Raw genomic sequence first — 16,322 nt, 5'->3', positions numbered from 1 at the left:
GGAGCGTTCTTTTTATTTTGTCTAATACTTCGGGCATGTTGGGCAGGTTACGCTTGTTCTAAACGGGCTTTGCCGAATGAAAACAGCGCCAAGCAGCCGTAGCCGGTATGACTGGAGATCGTTGGACCTAATGGATAATGATGAATAATAATGTCAGGAACTTTTTCGGTCAAACGCTTGATGACTTTCTCCGCTGCTTCGGCATCGCCAGCATTGGCAAAATAAACCGTATTGGTTTTTGATTCGTGAAGATTGGCGATGGTTTGATCCACGATTTTTTGGATCGCTTTGTTGCGTCCCCGCACTCGATCAACGCTACGTAATTTTCCCGCGGTATCTACGGTAATGATTGGTTTCACATTCAACAATCCACCGATCGCTGCGGCTGTTTTAGAGATTCTGCCGCCGCGTTCCAATTGTTTTAAATCATCGACGGTGACCCATGAATCTAAACGCAGTTTATTTTCTTCTACCCATTGGCTGACTTCCAGCAACGAACGCCCTTGGGCTTTTTGTTGGGCTGCTTCAGCCACTAAAAAGCCTTCGCCTAAACTAGCAGAGCGCGTATCGATCAAGGTGATCGCGACTTCTTTGTATTCTTCTTTTAGTAAGGCTACGGCTTGGACGGCACTTTGGAATGAGCCGCTCATTCCTGAAGAAAAACCTAAGTAAAGGACCGGTGTGCCCGCTTCGACATATGGCCGAAAATATTCCATATAACGTCCGACATTGATTTGAGAAGTCGTCGGTTGCGCATGCTCTTTTAGTTTTCCTAAAAACCATTCCGTATCAAATTCTTTGCCCATATCATCGATATATTCTTTGCCATCTAATTCAATCAGCATTGGAATATAGGCGACATCTAGCTCCGCTAATCTTGCTGCTGGTAAATCACAGCAGGAATCTGTCATGATTTGAAACATGGTTTCACCCCTCTCGTTACCCCCTATTATAGCAAAAAAAGAACAAGACAGAAGAAATTCTCATCAAAAGCAGCCAAACTTGTCGTTGACCGCTTCTGACACAGAAGTTCTTTGTCTTGTTCTGATGCTTTCGCGTCAGGTTAAATTTGCGCCCAAACACTTTCTAAGATGTTGGTTTGGCTGCGGTCTGGCCCTACCGAGAAGGTCGAAATGCGGACACCGACTAATTCAGAGATGCGGTGAACGTAATTGCGTGCATTTTCTGGCAGATCTGCCAATGTTTTGCAGCCAGTAATGTCTTCAGACCAGCCAGGAAGTTCTTCATAGACTGGTTTGCAGCGGTTCAACTCTTTCAAGCTTGCTGGGTAATGATAGATCAATTCGCCGTCTAGTTCATAAGCGGTACAGATTTTCACGGTTTCTAGGCCGCTCAAGACATCGATCGAGTTAAGGGATAGGTTCGTGATCCCTGAGACCCGTTTTGAATGGCGCATCACGACGGTATCAAACCAGCCCACACGACGAGGTCGTCCTGTCGTTGTCCCGTATTCACGACCGATCTTACGAATTTGTTCACCTGTTTCATCAAACAGTTCCGTTGGGAATGGACCATCTCCTACCCGAGAGGTGTAGGCTTTGCAGACACCAACGACTTTGTTGATTTTTGAAGGGCCCACACCACTACCGATGGTGACACCTCCAGCAACGGGGTTGGATGACGTTACGAAAGGATAGGTTCCTTGGTCGATATCCAGCATCACGCCTTGTGCCCCTTCAAATAAAACTCGTTTGCCTTCATCTAAGGCATCGTTAAGGATCACCGAAGTATCCGTCACATATTTTTTGATTTGTTGGCCATATTCGTAATACTCTTCAAAAATATCTTCAAAGGCGATTGGCTCTGCATCAAACATTTTCACGAATTGACGATTTTTTTCTTCTAAGTTGATACGCAGACGTTCTTCAAAAATTTCTTTGTCTAAAAGATCAGCGATCCGAATGCCGACTCTGGCCGCTTTATCCATATAGGCTGGTCCGATCCCTTTGATTGTCGTACCGATCTTGTTGTCACCTTTGGCATCTTCTTGCAGCTGATCCAAATGGATATGGTAAGGTAAAATAACATGTGCACGATCAGAGATCTTTAAGTTTTCTGTTATTATATTGTTTTCTTTCAAGTATGCTAATTCTTTAACTAATGATTTCGGGTTCACAACGACCCCGTTTCCAATGACACTGATTTTATCTGCATAAAAGATCCCTGAAGGAATCAAATGCAGTTTATAGGTCACACCGTCAAATTTAATCGTATGGCCGGCATTGTCTCCACCTTGATAACGTGCAATGACTTCCGCGTTTTCACTCAAAAAGTCCGTAATCTTTCCTTTCCCTTCATCGCCCCATTGTGTACCTACTACTACTACAGATGACATATAATGACCTCTTTCTTTAATTAGTGCATTCCTTAAGTATTGTAACAAGATTCGCAAGCTCTTTCAATCTAAAATCGAATAATCGTTTTAAATTCTCATTTTTCAGGGGTAAAAAACGAACTATTTTCTTTGGAATAATTATTTATACACGTAAAAACGAATAAAGTCGACACATAAAAAAAGCCCTACTACCATCAGCGCAATGCAGACGGCAGCAGGAGCCATTGTTTTTCAAATAATTGGTGTCTTACCCGAACTCTTCTCGTGGCGAGACCGAGGAGAATTTATTGTATTCTTTGATGAATAGAAGTTCGACCGTCCCCCGGGCACCACTCCGGTTTTTCTCAATAATGACTTCGATCACATTGTTGTTTTGTTGTTCTTCTGGTTCATCGTCATCGTCGCCTTCACTGCGGTAGTAGTCATCCCGATACAAGAAAGCAACGATATCGGCATCCTGCTCGATCGACCCTGATTCCCGGATATCACTTAAAACAGGACGTTTGTCTTGTCGCTGTTCCACACCCCGAGAAAGCTGAGACAGTGCAATCACCGGCACTTTCAATTCCTTCGCCAGTTTCTTTAATTGGCGAGAGATCTCAGAGACTTCTTGTTGGCGGTTTTCGCGACCCGTTCCTTCAATCAACTGCAAATAGTCGATCAATATCAAGCCGAGATTGCCTTTTTCTTGCGCCAGTTTCCGACAACGTGCCCGAATCTCAGAGATCTTGATCCCGGGGGTATCATCGATATAGATATTGGCGTTAGAAAGACTGCCCATGGCAACGATCAAATTCCGCCATTCTTCTTCTGAGAGCTGCCCCGTCCGCAAGTGACTAGCCTCAATCGAGCCTTCCGCACAAAGCATCCGGTTGACCAATGATTCAGCCCCCATTTCCAGACTAAAGATCGCTACGGAACGATCGGTTTTCGTTCCGACATTTTGCGCGATATTCAAGGCAAACGCGGTTTTCCCTACCGCGGGGCGGGCAGCGAGAATAATCAGCTCTTCTTTTTGCAGCCCCGCCGTCATTTTGTCTAAAGCCGCATAACCCGTAGGTAATCCGGTGATTTCTTCATTGTTTTGCGCCAATTGATCGATCGTTTCGATCGTCCGATTCAAGACTTCCGCTATCGATTGGAAGCCATTACTGTTGCGCTTTTCGGATACTTCTAAAATACTTTTTTCTGCTTGATCAATGATCGATTGTACATCTTCATCTTGTTCAAAGCCTTTGGTTACGATACGGCTCGCTGTTTGGATTAGATTGCGCAGCGTGGCTTTGTCGTCAACGATCTTCGCATAATAAGCAATACTTGCTGCTGATGGTGAAGCTTGACTCAGTTCAGTCAGGTACGTCAGACCGCCAACATCTTCAAGACTGTTGCTTTTTTCAATTTCTGCTTTCAACGTAATCAAGTCGATCGATTCACTACGGTCGTTCAACTGGATCATTGCTTGAAAAATTATTTGATGGCTGCGGCGATAAAAATCTTCTGGGGCGATTACTTCCATTGCATCGATGATCGCATCGGCATCTAAAAAGACTGCCCCTAGGACCGCTTGTTCCGCTTCAATATCTTGTGGGGGAACTTGATTTTGCCAAACTTCATTCATGCCATTCGCTCCTTCGTCCATTCATTCTACAAGATTCCCATCCAAAGTACAAGATTGCTTGGACGTTTGCCGAAAAAAACCCCAACATGTGACTGTTGGGAGTAATGCTTATTCTTGAATGGTATGAACATTGATCGTTGCTGTTACTTGTGGGTGCAATTTTACAGGTACTTGCGTAAACCCTAATGCACGAATCGGCTGATCCAATTCGATTTTGCGTTTGTCGATCTTAATTTTGTATTGCTTGTTCAAGGCATCGGCAATTTGTTTTGATGGGATCGAACCGAACAAGCGGCCATCTTCCCCTGCTTTGGCATTGATCTTCACGACGGTTTCTTCTTTTTCAAGAAGTGCTTTTAGCTCTTTCGCTTCTGCTAAGACTTCCGCATCTTGTTTTTCTTTGGCTTTTTGTTTGCCTTTTAATTCTGCCATGCTTTCATTGTTGGCAGGTTTGGCTAAGTTGTTTTTGATCAGAAAGTTTTGTGCGTAGCCATTAGGGACTTCCTTGATATCGCCTTTTTTGCCTTTGCCTTTGACATCTTGTAAGAAAATAACTTTCATCTTGGTCACTCCTTGTTATTGTTCATTTTTCGTTAATTCCGCTCGCAGCTGGTTTTCTACATCACCAATGCTGCTGTTCTTTATTTGCGTGGCTGCGTTGGTAAAATGTCCGCCGCCGCCTAATGCCTCCATCAAGGTTTGTACATTGACTTTACCAGTGCTTCTAGCACTGATACCGATCAAATCTCCTGGTTGTTTCGTAATGACAAATGCGGCATGGATCCCATTGATCGATAGCAGAGTATCGGCCGCTTTTGCAACGGTGACACTATCGTACACCCGATCTTCATCCGCTGCAGCAATCACGATATCTTCGCGGAAATGCTGGCTGCGAGAAACCAGTTCACTGATCATCAAATAGGAATCGAGATCCGTACTCAACATGTATTGAACCAATGACGTATCTGCGCCTTGGTTTTTCAAATAGCCAGCAATATCAAAGGTCCGACCAGTGGTTCGCACCGTGAAGTTCTTCGTATCCACGTAGATTCCCGCTAATAAAGAAGTCGTAATAAATTTAGGGACTTGCGATCTGCGAGAAGCGCGATACTGGATCAATTCTGCTACCAGTTCCGATGCTGAAGACGCGGAAGATTCAATATACGTCAATAATGGCTTATCGGGAAACTCATCCCCGCGACGATGGTGATCGATCACTGCGATTTTGTCAAATTCATCATAGACCGCTTGCGAGATCGACATCGACGGCTTATGGTAATCTACCATCACTAAAACACTTTCTTCATTTGATAAATTGACTGCTTCTTCCCCAGTGATCACAAATCGTTCCAGCTCGGGGTATTTTTTCAATTCTTCCAATGCCCGCTGAATGTCGGCGGTGATCTCTTTCGGATTTAAAATGATGTAGCATTCTTTGTCGCTCATCATCGCCATGTAAGCCACCCCAAAAGCCGAACCTAAAGCATCCATGTCCGGGTAACGATGACCCATGATAAAAATCCGCTGGTTTTCAGCAAAAATCTTTCTCAACGCCGTACTCATGGCACGAGAACGAACACGCGTTCTCTTCGGCGTACCATCCGTATTACCGCCAAAGAATTGCGGTTTTGCTTCTTCTTTGGCTTCTTTTAAAACGACTTGATCGCCGCCACGAACTAACGCAATGTCGAGATTGTTTTGTGCCACTTCACCAATCTCTTCAAAAGACTCTTCCCCATAGGAGATTCCCATACTGATCGTTAATGCCAGATCATTTTTTTCCGCAACTTGCCGTACTCTAGTCAAAAATTGGAATTTTTCTTCCTTCATCCGCTCAATATCTGAATACTTCGCGACGAAAAGAAACCGCTCGGAATTGATTCGTTTGTAAAAAACATGATTCTCACTTGCCCAATCAGAAATCAGTGTAGTGATCAGCGAGTTCAAATAAGAAACTTGTTTGTCGTCTTTTTTCTCAATCAAATCATCGTAATTATCAATTGAAATCAACCCAATTGCTGCCATCTTTTTTACCCCTCAATGTATCATCCCATTTTTTTGAAGCTTTGTTCCTTATTTTACCACAAAACAATCAAATAGGCGATTGATGCAAAAAGTTCCACGTGAAACTTTTTTGGTGAGATAATCATGGGAAAATTTCTGTCACTCGTTATTTTATCTGTATATAAAATAACAAGTATTTCTTCAGTAGATAAAAAAATTGACAAGCTTCAAAAGAAACTTGTCAATGAAAATCATTCGATTTATTCTTCGCCTACGAATGGAAGTAATCCCATAATACGCGCACGTTTGATTGCAATGGTAAGTTTGCGTTGGTTTTTCGCACCAGTACCAGTTACACGACGTGGTAAAATTTTACCGCGTTCTGAAATGAAACGTTTTAGTAATTCAATATCTTTATAATCGATATGTTCAATATGGTTTGCAGCAATGTAGTCTACTTTACGACGTTTGCGTCCGCCTCTTCTTTGTTGTGCCATCCTATTTCCCTCCTATCAATTTCTTAGAATGGTAAATCATCGTCTGAAATGTCGATTGATGAATTTCCGAATGGATCGGAGTTGTCTCGATCAAAATTAGGCATTCCTGATGGTTGAGAGGATTGAGTTTGATTTGAGTTATTGTTACCAAATCCAGAAGAACTATTTGAGTTATACGTATTGCTGCTGCCAGATCCGCTATCAGTTGTGCGTCTTTGCTCGGAAGCATTTCGCGATTCTAATAATTGGAAGTTGTCAGCAACGACTTCTGTTACATAAACACGTTGGCCTTGTTGGTTGTCGTATGAACGGGTTTGAATACGTCCAGTAACCCCTAATAAAGTTCCTTTGCGTGCATAGTTTGCTAATGTTTCCGCTGGTTTTCTCCAAATAACACAGTTGATGAAATCAGCTTCGCGCTCTCCACTTTGGTTGGTAAAATTGCGATTTACCGCCAAGGTAAAGGTTGCGACACCAGTGCCATTAGAAGTGTAACGTAAATCAGGATCTTTGGTTAGTCTTCCTACTAGTACAACATTATTAATCAAAGTTCATCATCTCCTCATCGCTTTTGTTTCATGTGAAACAATATTATGCTTCTTCTTTGACAATCATGTGACGGATAATGTCATCATTGATTTTCGCAAGACGGTCAAACTCGTTGATTGCACTTGCAGTTGTTGAAGAAGAAACTTTAACGATGTGATAGATACCCTCACGGAATCCATCCATTTCATACGCTAGACGGCGTTTTTGCCAATCTTTTGATTCGATAACTTCAGCGCCGTTATCAGTTAAGATTGAGTCAAAACGAGCGATCAATGCGGCTTTTGCTTCTTCATCAATGTTTGGACGAATGATATATAAGATCTCATATTTCGTGTTTTCCATTGATTTTTCACCTCCCTGTGGACTTTGGCCCCTAGTTTTCTAGGAGCAGAGAGAGTGGTCTAATTAGACTACTCACAAATAATTATTATACACTTTTTTCGTCCCTACTGCAAGCTATTTTTTTGCGTCCCTGCATCTACCCATCACCGCAAACAATCGCTTACACTGATAAATACGTCAGCTGCTGCCGATTTTTTGAAAAAGAGTAAAAAGACAGCAAGCTGCAGGTTCGCAGGTTGCTGTCTTCCTAGAAAATGTATTGCTTATTCTTGTGTATCCGTGGTGTCTTCCGTTGTTTCTTCCACAACTGGCACGTCTTGTCCCGCTGTTTCTTCGGCAGTCGTTAGTTCTTCTTCGACTTCCGGTTCAACCGTTGCCATCGTCACTACTTTGGCATTGTTTTCCATCTTCATCAAACGAACCCCTAAGGTTGCCCGACCAGTTTGGGAAACAGTCGCTACATTGAAACGAATCAAGACGCCTTTATTGGTGATCACCATGATGTCTTCCTCACCGCTGACCGTCGTCAAGCCGGCTAATGGACCGTTTTTCGCCGTAATGTTGGCTGTTTTGATCCCTTTTCCGCCACGACCTTTGATTGGGTATTCAGAGCCTTTGGTGCGTTTGCCATAGCCGTTCTCAGTGATGACCAAGACTTCACTGTCTTCTGTGATCACAGCGGCACCTACGACGTAGTCTCCATCTCTTAGACGAATGCCTCGCACACCAGCAGCTGTTCGGCCCATATCCCGAACAAGGGCTTCTTTGAAAGTCACAGAGTAGCCATCGTGGGTGCCGATGATCACGACATCTTCGCCATGGGTTTCGATCACGTTAACCAACTCATCATTTTCCCGAAGACCGATCGCAATCAGACCATTGGCACGGATATTTGAAAAGGCCGTCACTGAGGTCCGTTTGACCACACCTAGACGCGTCGTGAAGAACAAGTAGCGTCCTTCTTGAGGCCCACCAGAAGCCGAAATGATCGCTTCGATCCGTTCGCTAGAATCGATCCCTAGCAGATTGATCACAGGGATACCTTTGGCTGCCCGACCATACTCAGGAATTTCATAGCCTTTGGCTTTGTAAACTTTCCCTTTATTGGTGAAGAACAGTAATGTGTCGTGAGTCGAACAAGAAATCAACGTCTTCACGAAGTCTTCATCGTGGATCCCCATTCCTTGAACGCCACGTCCGCCGCGACGTTGTGCACGGAATTCAGACTTAGCTACTCGTTTGATGTATCCATTGTTCGTCAAAGTAATGACGATTTCTTCTTCTTCGATCAAGTCTTCATCTTCAAGACTTAAGACTTCCCCAACCAATAATTCAGTCCGGCGATCATCGCCAAAGCGTTGGCCTAATTCTTGCAACTCCGTTTGGATGATCTCTAGGACTCGTTGTGGATTTGCTAAAATGTCTGTCAAATCAGCGATAAATTCTAACAAACCTTGGTACTCGTTTTCGATCTTGTCGCGTTCCAAACCAGTCAAGCGACGCAAACGCATATCTAAAATTGCTTGCGCTTGGCGATCGGACAATTTGAAGCGCTCCATCATGCTATTTTTTGCTTCATCATCAGAATTTGATGCCCGGATCAAAGCAATGATCTCATCGATATGATCCAATGCGATCCGTAACCCTTCTAAGATGTGGGCACGGGCTTCTGCTTTGTTTTTATCAAACTGTGTCCGACGAGTCACCACTTCTTGTTGATGCTCGATGTAGTTTTCTAAAATTCGTTTCAAACTCAAAATCTTCGGCACGCCTTTTTCAATGGCTAACATATTAAAGCCAAAAGAAGATTGCAGTGCAGTCATTTTGTAGAGATTGTTTAAGATCACCGACGCACTGACGTCGCGACGAACGTCGATAACGATCCGCATGCCTTCACGAGACGATTCATCCCGCAGATCGGTGATTCCTTCGATCCGTTTGTCACGGTGCAGCTCAGAGATCCGCTCGATCAACTTCGCTTTATTGACCATATACGGCAATTCAGTCACTAAGATCCGTTCTTTACCGTTGGGCATTTCAGTCACTTCGACTTTTCCGCGAACAGTGATCGAACCTTTCCCTGTTTCATAGGCACGGCGAATACCGGATTTTCCCATGACGATCCCGCCGGTTGGGAAATCTGGTCCCGGCAGGACTTCCATCAATTCACTTGTCGTGACTTCTGGATTTTCCATCAATAGATCGATGGCTGCAATAACTTCATTCAAGTTATGAGGCGGGATATTGGTCGCCATCCCAACAGCGATCCCCGTCGTCCCGTTGACCAAAAGGTTCGGGAAGCGTGCTGGTAATACCGCTGGTTCTCGTTCTGTATCATCATAATTGCTTTGGAAATCAACAGTATCTTTGTTGATGTCCCGCAGCATCTCCATCGCCAGTTTGCTCATGCGGGCTTCGGTATACCGCATCGCAGCGGCACCGTCACCATCGACTGAGCCAAAGTTTCCGTGGCCATCGACTAACATGTAGCGATAGCTGAAGGGCTGTGCCATCCGCACCATTGATTCATAGATCGCACTATCACCATGGGGATGGTATTTCCCCATGACATCGCCGACGATCCGGGCTGATTTTTTATGGGGCTTGTCTGGTGTGACCCCTAATTCATTCATTCCATATAAAATTCGGCGGTGAACCGGCTTTAAGCCATCCCGCACATCTGGTAAAGCCCTAGCAACAATTACACTCATTGCATAATCGATAAAGGACTCGCGCATTTCACTGGTCAGATTGACGTCATGAATATTTTGTTTTGCTTCTTCACTCAAGCTGTTTCCTCCTCTACGATTGGCTAGATGTCAAGATTTTTCACGTAGTGCGCGTTTTCTTCGATAAAGGCCCGTCTTGGTTCGACGCGATCCCCCATCAGCATTTCAAAAATTTGATCGGCTTCAATGGCATCATCTACGCTGACCCGCAGCATCATCCGATTGTCAGGATCCATCGTGGTTTCCCATAACTGGTGGTCATCCATTTCCCCTAGACCTTTGTATCGTTGAACTGTTGGTTTTGGTGTCGCAGGTAGTGATTCAATCGTATTTTTCAAATCTTGTTCGGCATTCTTGCCGGGTTGGATATAATGGATATTTTTCCCTTGTTTGACACCGTACAATGGCGGTTGTGCGATATAGACATAACCGGCTTCAACGATGGGACGCATATAACGATAGAACAGCGTCAAGAGTAGGGTCCGGATATGGGCACCATCGACATCGGCATCGGTCATGATGACTAGCTTGTGGTAACGGGCTTTTGCTACATCAAAATCAGCACCAAACCCGGTACCCATTGCCGTAAACAATGAACGGATCTCTTCGTTTGCTAGGATTTTGTCCATGCTGGCTTTTTCGACATTTAAAATCTTCCCACGGATCGGTAAGATCGCTTGGAATTCCCGACTGCGGCCTTGTTTTGCTGAACCGCCGGCAGAATCTCCTTCGACGATAAACAATTCGCATTTTTCTGGATCATTACTGGAACAGTCGGCTAATTTCCCAGGTAAGTTACTGATTTCTAACGCACCTTTTCGGCGAGTCATTTCCCGGGCACGTTTGGCTGCTTGACGGGCTTTTGATGCCAAAAGTCCTTTTTCCACGACTTGACGACCCACATTCGGGTTTTCCATCAAGAATTTCGTGAAATGTTCGGAAAAGAGACGATCGGTGACTGTCCGCACTTCGGAATTTCCTAATTTGGTTTTCGTTTGTCCCTCAAACTGAGGATCTGGATGCTTGATGGAGATAACCGCCGTCAAGCCTTCCCGAACATCTTCTCCGGTCAGGTTTTCGTCGTTTTCTTTCATCAATTTTGACTTGCGGGCGTAATCATTGATCACCCGGGTCAAGGCAGTCTTAAACCCGAATTCATGGGTTCCGCCTTCATAGGTATGGATGTTGTTGGCAAAACTTAGCAGGTTGCTATGGTAGCTATCGGTATATTGCATGGAGACTTCAACCGTGATTCCTTGTTGTTCTCCTTCTAAATAGATCGGATCTGGGAAAATCACTGTTTTACTCGCATTCAAATGCTCCACATAGCTCTTGATCCCGCCGTCGTAATGATATTCTTTCAAAACGGGTTTTTCTTCCCGTTTGTCTTCGATCGAGATTTTTAAACCACGGTTCAAGAAGGCTAATTCCCGAACCCGCGTCGCTAATTTATCAAAATTGAATTCCGTTGTTTCCGTAAAGATCTCTGGATCTGGAACAAAGTGGACGGTCGTTCCGTGGCGGTCGGTTTCATCGATCACTTTTAAGTCATCAACGACTGCTCCACGATGGTATTCTTGATAATACACTTTGCCTTCTTTATAGACTTTTACGTCTAAAGTCGTGGACAACGCATTAACGACGGAGGAACCTACCCCATGAAGTCCGCCGGAAACCTTGTAGCCGCCGCCGCCAAATTTCCCGCCGGCATGCAGGATCGTAAAGACGGTTTCTACCGCTGGACGGCCTGTCTTGGCTTGGATATCAACGGGGATCCCCCGACCGTCATCGACGACCGTAATACTATTATCTGGTTCAATGATCACTTGAATACTTGAGGCAAAGCCTGCTAGTGCTTCGTCGATCGAGTTATCGACGATTTCCCATACTAAGTGGTGCAAACCTTCTGAACTGGTAGAACCAATGTACATCCCAGGTCGTTTGCGGACGGCTTCTAGTCCTTCCAGCACTTGGATCTGACTGGCATCATAGGCTTTCGCACGTTCAACTAAGCTTTTTTCTTCTTCTGTCATTCAGTCTATTCTCCTTTAATATGTCCTTGCTCTACATAAAAAATCTCTGCTTCCACAGACATTTTGTCTTTTACATGTTCTAATGTCGTTGTTGTCAGAAAGGTCTGAACTTTTCCTTCAATGGTTTCCAATAAATGCAGTTGTCGGGAATCATCCAGCTCACTCATGACATCATCTAATAAAAGGACGGGATATTCCCCTGTTTCTTCTTTCATCAAATCGATTTCTGCCAATTTGACACTTAGGGCCGTTGTTCGCTGCTGTCCTTGCGAACCAAAGGTCTGAACATTTTTCTCATTGATCAAAAAATCCAGATCGTCTCGATGGGGGCCTGCCAACGTGACTTGCCGAAATCGTTCACGGTCTTTGACTTGTGCCAAGGCTTTGACAAATTGCTGTTGGATCTCCTCCAGCGAGGTCGCCTCACCGGGCACATTTGATAAATAGTCGATCTGCAAGGTTTCTTTTCCTTGGCTGATCTTTTGGTGCAGCTGATTTGCCCAATACGCCAAGCGCTGAACAAACCGTTGTCTGGCTAAAATGATTTTACTGCCGAAAGCCACCAGCTGTTCCGTCAAAACATCTAAATAGATCTCATCGGTCTGTTTTTTTTCATTCAGCTGTTTTAAGTATTGATTGCGCTGTTTCAAAACGGATTGGTATTGAACGAGATCATAGAGATAAATTGGATCGATCTGCCCAATTTCCATATCGAGAAATTTGCGGCGGACTTGGGGACTTCCTTTTACAAGGGAGAGGTCTTCTGGAGCAAATAAAATGACATTCAGCTGCCCTATGTAACTACTGAGCTTTTTTTGCTCAATGTGGTTTACTTTCGTTTTTCGTCCTTTTTTTGACAAAAACAGTTCTAACGGGATCGTTGAGCGTCCCCGACTGACACTGCCAGAGATCCGCGCACCTTCCGTGTCCCAACGGATAAGTTCTTGCTCGCTGGAGGTGCGGTGGCTTTTGGTCATCGCCAATACATAGATACTTTCTAAAATATTGGTTTTTCCTTGCGCATTTTCGCCTAAAAAAATGACCAGACCTTTCTCAAAAGTCAGAGTCAGCGAATCATAGTTCCGATAATTGCTTAAATGCAACTCATTCAGCCGCATCTGCGTCTTCCTTCTTCACCATAAAAAAAGTACCTTCATCAGGTAGCTCAACACGCATTCCCGCATACAATTTGCGCCCTCGTCGATTTTCCGGCTCGCCGTCGACAAAAACGGTGTGCTCTGCAAGGTACCATTTCGCTTGGCCGCCGCTGCTGATCACACTGACTTCTTTGAGCATTTGTCCAAGTGTCATATATTCCGTTTCTAACGGTATTTGCATTTTCATAATTCCCCTCAATTCTATCAAAGAGCGTTTAGCTCTATTATACTCTTTTTTTGCCAAGAAAACAAATTCATCGGCATATTTTTCATTCTCAGAAGACTTACTGCTTTTAGACAAAAAAGAAGCCAAAATAGAAAAAAGGGCTTAAAAACGATTTTAAGCCCTTTTAACTCATTTATTCATTTTCAGATGATTGTTTCAACTTTTTTCAAAAGACATGAAAAACTAGTTGGTGCGCACCGGTGTGATCAGCTGGATAAAGCTGCCTTTGCTCTCTGTTGGCTCCAATGTAAAGGGACGGATCGCTGAGATAAAGCGGATCACGATGCTGGTGTCACCAAATGCTCGTAGTGCAGCTTTCATATAATCAGGATTGAAAGAGATCTCTAATGGGTCGCCGGTCACTTTTTCAAAAGAAAGGTCTTCTTCCACTTTCCCGATTTCTGGTGAGTTTCCATATAAGACAACAGCTTCCTCGGAGATTGCCAAACGAACGATGTTGTTACGGCCTTCATGGGAAAGCAATGACGCCCGTTCGATAGCCTGTAACAATTCTGGCACAGAAAATTCAATTTCAGTATTGAAGCTTGAAGGGATCAGACGGTTGGTATCTGGGTAAGTTCCTTCCAATAAACGAGAATAGAATTTCATAGTTTTCGTTTGGAACAATACTTGGTTATCCATAATGCTGATTTGGATCGCTTCTTCTTCATCTGTTAAGGAACGAGAAAGTTCCGTTAGGCTTTTGCCGGGAATCACGATATTGAAGGCTGTTTCCCCGCTTTCCAAGGGAATCACCCGTTGGCTCAAACGGTGTGAGTCCGTTGCAACAGCTAATAATTTTTGATTTTCTAAGACAAAGTGGACCCCAGTTAAGATTGGACGGCTTTCGTGTTGCGAAACCGCAAAGACCGTTTCACTAACAACCTTATTCAACACGTGCGCTGGAATCTCGATCGAATCTTGACTTTCGACAACTGGTAAATGTGGATAACTATCGGCATCCAAGCCGTTGACGGTAAAGTTAGCTTTTCCAGAAGTGATCGCTACTTGATTATTGTCTAAAACTTCTAACGTTAAGGTACTTTCAGGCAAACGACGAACGATTTCGCTGAAGAAACGTGCTTGTAAAACGATTGCTCCTGTTTTTTCGATTTGCATTTGCGCTTTTTGGTTTTCCACACTTAAAAAAGTTTCAATGGAAATATCGGCATTGCTCCCAGTCATGGTCAATCCTTTTTCGGAAAGGGACAATTTTACTCCGGTTAAGATCGGGATGGTGGTTTTGGTTGAAATCGCCCGTTGGACAGTTTGTAATTCTTGCATGAACTCTGTTCGGTTTAAAGTTAGCTTCATAGCGATACTCCTTTAATTTATAGTTATTAAATAAAAGTAATAGTAGTAATAGGCTTGTTAGTAATGTGGATAACTCGAGAAAAGAGTGATTAGACTAACGAAAATGCCTGTGAATAACTTGTGGACAACTTTTTTGGTTCTTCTTTTCTTATCCACAGATCAGCTGAAGAGAATTTGTTTGATTTCAGCGATCTCATTTTTGATCGTGGGATCTGTTTCGACTAAATGCTGAATTTTTTCATGGGCATGAATGACCGTGGTATGGTCTTTGCCACCAAATTCGCCACCGATTTTTGGTAAAGAACTATCGGTCAATTCTCGAGAGAGATACATCGCGATCTGCCGTGGGACAACGATGCCTTTGACCCGTTTTTTCCCTTTTAGATCATTGACATGAATGTGATAGTATTTTGCGACTTCTTCTTGGATCTGCAAAATCGAAACTTGGGTCGAGCCATGGCTTGATTTCAAGGCTTTGATGGCTTCAGCTGCCAAGCTCGTTGTAATGTCTGAGTTTTGCATCGTAGCAAAAGCTTGCACCCGCACGAGTGCTCCTTCAAGTTCCCGGATATTTGAATCGATCTGTCCAGCGATATAACTTAGCGTATCGTCGGGGATCTCCAAGCGTTCGGCTTCGGCTTTTTTCCGCAAAATCGCAGTCCGCGTCTCTAGATCCGGCGGGGTGATATCAACGGACAAGCCCCAAGCAAAACGGGAAACCAAACGTTCTGGTAAAGTCGGGATCTCATTTGGCAAACGATCACTTGTGAGGACGATCTGTTTATTATTGCGATACAGTTCTTCGAAGGTATTAAAGAATTCTTCTTGGGTTCCTTCTTTATTGACTAAGAATTGAATATCATCCACTAGCAAAAGATCAACATTGCGGTATTCGTTTCGAAAATCTTCCATTTTGTTCTTTTGAATAGAAGTAATGAAATCATTGGTGAAATTTTCACTACTAACATACTTGATTTTGGCATTGGGACGTTTCAGCAACATTTGATGACCGATCGCATGCATCAAGTGGGTTTTCCCTAAACCAACGCCACCATAGAAGAACAGCGGATTATAAATAGACCCAGGATCTTCTGCAACAACTAAAGCAGCAGCGTGGGCCATCTGATTGCCTTTCCCGATGACAAAGGTATCAAATGTGTATTTTTCATTTAAGATCGATTTCGGCGGCCGCTCGTTTTCTTTTGCAGCTGTTTGAATAGTAGAAGGGGCTGTTTTTAAAGCTTCTGCTTCTTCGACAGTCACAAAACTAGGAATCAATTCTTCACCAGTTTTCATAAATCCCATTTCAACAATTTTGGCAGCTAGATTTTTTTCCCAATAAGATTTATGAAGATCGCTGGGTACTTCGATCAGCAGCTGATTTTTTTCAAACGACAAGACATTGGCAGTCTCGATCCAAGCACTATAACTGGCCGGATTCAGCTCTTCTTTAAAGGAACGTTGAAGATCTTGCCAAATAGAATCAGCAGATGGCAT

General features: G+C 43.8%; 14 protein-coding genes. All 14 read right to left on the bottom strand.

The genetic code is table 11. The features are described 5' to 3' along the window. Positions 1-47: 47 nt before the first annotated feature. The gene (locus tag IGI86_RS00070) at positions 48-923 is read right to left on the bottom strand and encodes a DegV family protein (protein ID WP_016611673.1); all 876 of its coding nucleotides are present in this window, start codon (positions 921-923) and stop codon (positions 48-50) included. Between the two features lie 140 nt (positions 924-1,063). Next, positions 1,064-2,356, bottom strand: coding sequence for an adenylosuccinate synthase (locus IGI86_RS00065; RefSeq protein ID WP_005232916.1), 1,293 nt, complete (start codon positions 2,354-2,356; stop codon positions 1,064-1,066). Positions 2,357-2,603: 247 nt separating this feature from the next. Next, on the bottom strand, positions 2,604-3,974 hold the full coding sequence (gene dnaB / locus IGI86_RS00060; RefSeq protein ID WP_005226374.1) for a replicative DNA helicase: 1,371 nt from the start codon (positions 3,972-3,974) through the stop codon (positions 2,604-2,606). A 108-nt stretch (positions 3,975-4,082) separates the two neighbouring features. Beyond that, positions 4,083-4,535, bottom strand: coding sequence for a 50S ribosomal protein L9 (rplI, locus tag IGI86_RS00055; protein WP_005226371.1), 453 nt, complete (start codon positions 4,533-4,535; stop codon positions 4,083-4,085). A gap of 15 nt (positions 4,536-4,550) precedes the next feature. Further along, positions 4,551-5,999 carry a DHH family phosphoesterase gene (locus IGI86_RS00050; RefSeq protein ID WP_005232918.1) on the bottom strand — a complete coding sequence of 483 codons (1,449 nt, stop codon included), beginning with the start codon at positions 5,997-5,999 and terminating at the stop codon, positions 4,551-4,553. A 239-nt stretch (positions 6,000-6,238) separates the two neighbouring features. Further along, positions 6,239-6,475 carry a 30S ribosomal protein S18 gene (gene rpsR / locus IGI86_RS00045; protein WP_005226367.1) on the bottom strand — a complete coding sequence of 79 codons (237 nt, stop codon included), beginning with the start codon at positions 6,473-6,475 and terminating at the stop codon, positions 6,239-6,241. 23 nt (positions 6,476-6,498) lie between these two features. Beyond that, positions 6,499-7,023 carry a single-stranded DNA-binding protein gene (ssb, locus tag IGI86_RS00040; protein ID WP_005232920.1) on the bottom strand — a complete coding sequence of 175 codons (525 nt, stop codon included), beginning with the start codon at positions 7,021-7,023 and terminating at the stop codon, positions 6,499-6,501. 43 nt (positions 7,024-7,066) lie between these two features. Further along, entirely contained in the window at positions 7,067-7,366 is a 300-nt protein-coding gene (gene rpsF / locus IGI86_RS00035) for a 30S ribosomal protein S6 (RefSeq protein WP_005226363.1), read from the bottom strand. Between the two features lie 263 nt (positions 7,367-7,629). After that, entirely contained in the window at positions 7,630-10,155 is a 2,526-nt protein-coding gene (gyrA, locus tag IGI86_RS00030; RefSeq protein ID WP_008376777.1) for a DNA gyrase subunit A, read from the bottom strand. A gap of 23 nt (positions 10,156-10,178) precedes the next feature. Continuing rightward, positions 10,179-12,128 carry a DNA topoisomerase (ATP-hydrolyzing) subunit B gene (gene gyrB / locus IGI86_RS00025; RefSeq protein ID WP_005232922.1) on the bottom strand — a complete coding sequence of 650 codons (1,950 nt, stop codon included), beginning with the start codon at positions 12,126-12,128 and terminating at the stop codon, positions 10,179-10,181. 5 nt (positions 12,129-12,133) lie between these two features. Next, on the bottom strand, positions 12,134-13,246 hold the full coding sequence (gene recF, locus IGI86_RS00020) for a DNA replication/repair protein RecF (protein WP_005232923.1): 1,113 nt from the start codon (positions 13,244-13,246) through the stop codon (positions 12,134-12,136). Continuing rightward, on the bottom strand, positions 13,233-13,472 hold the full coding sequence (gene yaaA / locus IGI86_RS00015; protein ID WP_008376781.1) for a S4 domain-containing protein YaaA: 240 nt from the start codon (positions 13,470-13,472) through the stop codon (positions 13,233-13,235). The genes recF and yaaA overlap by 14 nt, the downstream gene beginning before the upstream one ends. 222 nt (positions 13,473-13,694) lie before the next feature. Next, the gene (dnaN, locus tag IGI86_RS00010) at positions 13,695-14,825 is read right to left on the bottom strand and encodes a DNA polymerase III subunit beta (RefSeq protein ID WP_430617625.1); all 1,131 of its coding nucleotides are present in this window, start codon (positions 14,823-14,825) and stop codon (positions 13,695-13,697) included. 159 nt (positions 14,826-14,984) lie between these two features. After that, entirely contained in the window at positions 14,985-16,322 is a 1,338-nt protein-coding gene (gene dnaA / locus IGI86_RS00005; protein ID WP_005232925.1) for a chromosomal replication initiator protein DnaA, read from the bottom strand.

The sequence above is a fragment of the Enterococcus sp. AZ188 genome (assembly GCF_050544075.1).
GTDB lineage: Bacteria > Bacillota > Bacilli > Lactobacillales > Enterococcaceae > Enterococcus_D > Enterococcus_D entomosocium.
This window is presented reverse-complemented; position numbering and strand designations above follow the sequence as displayed.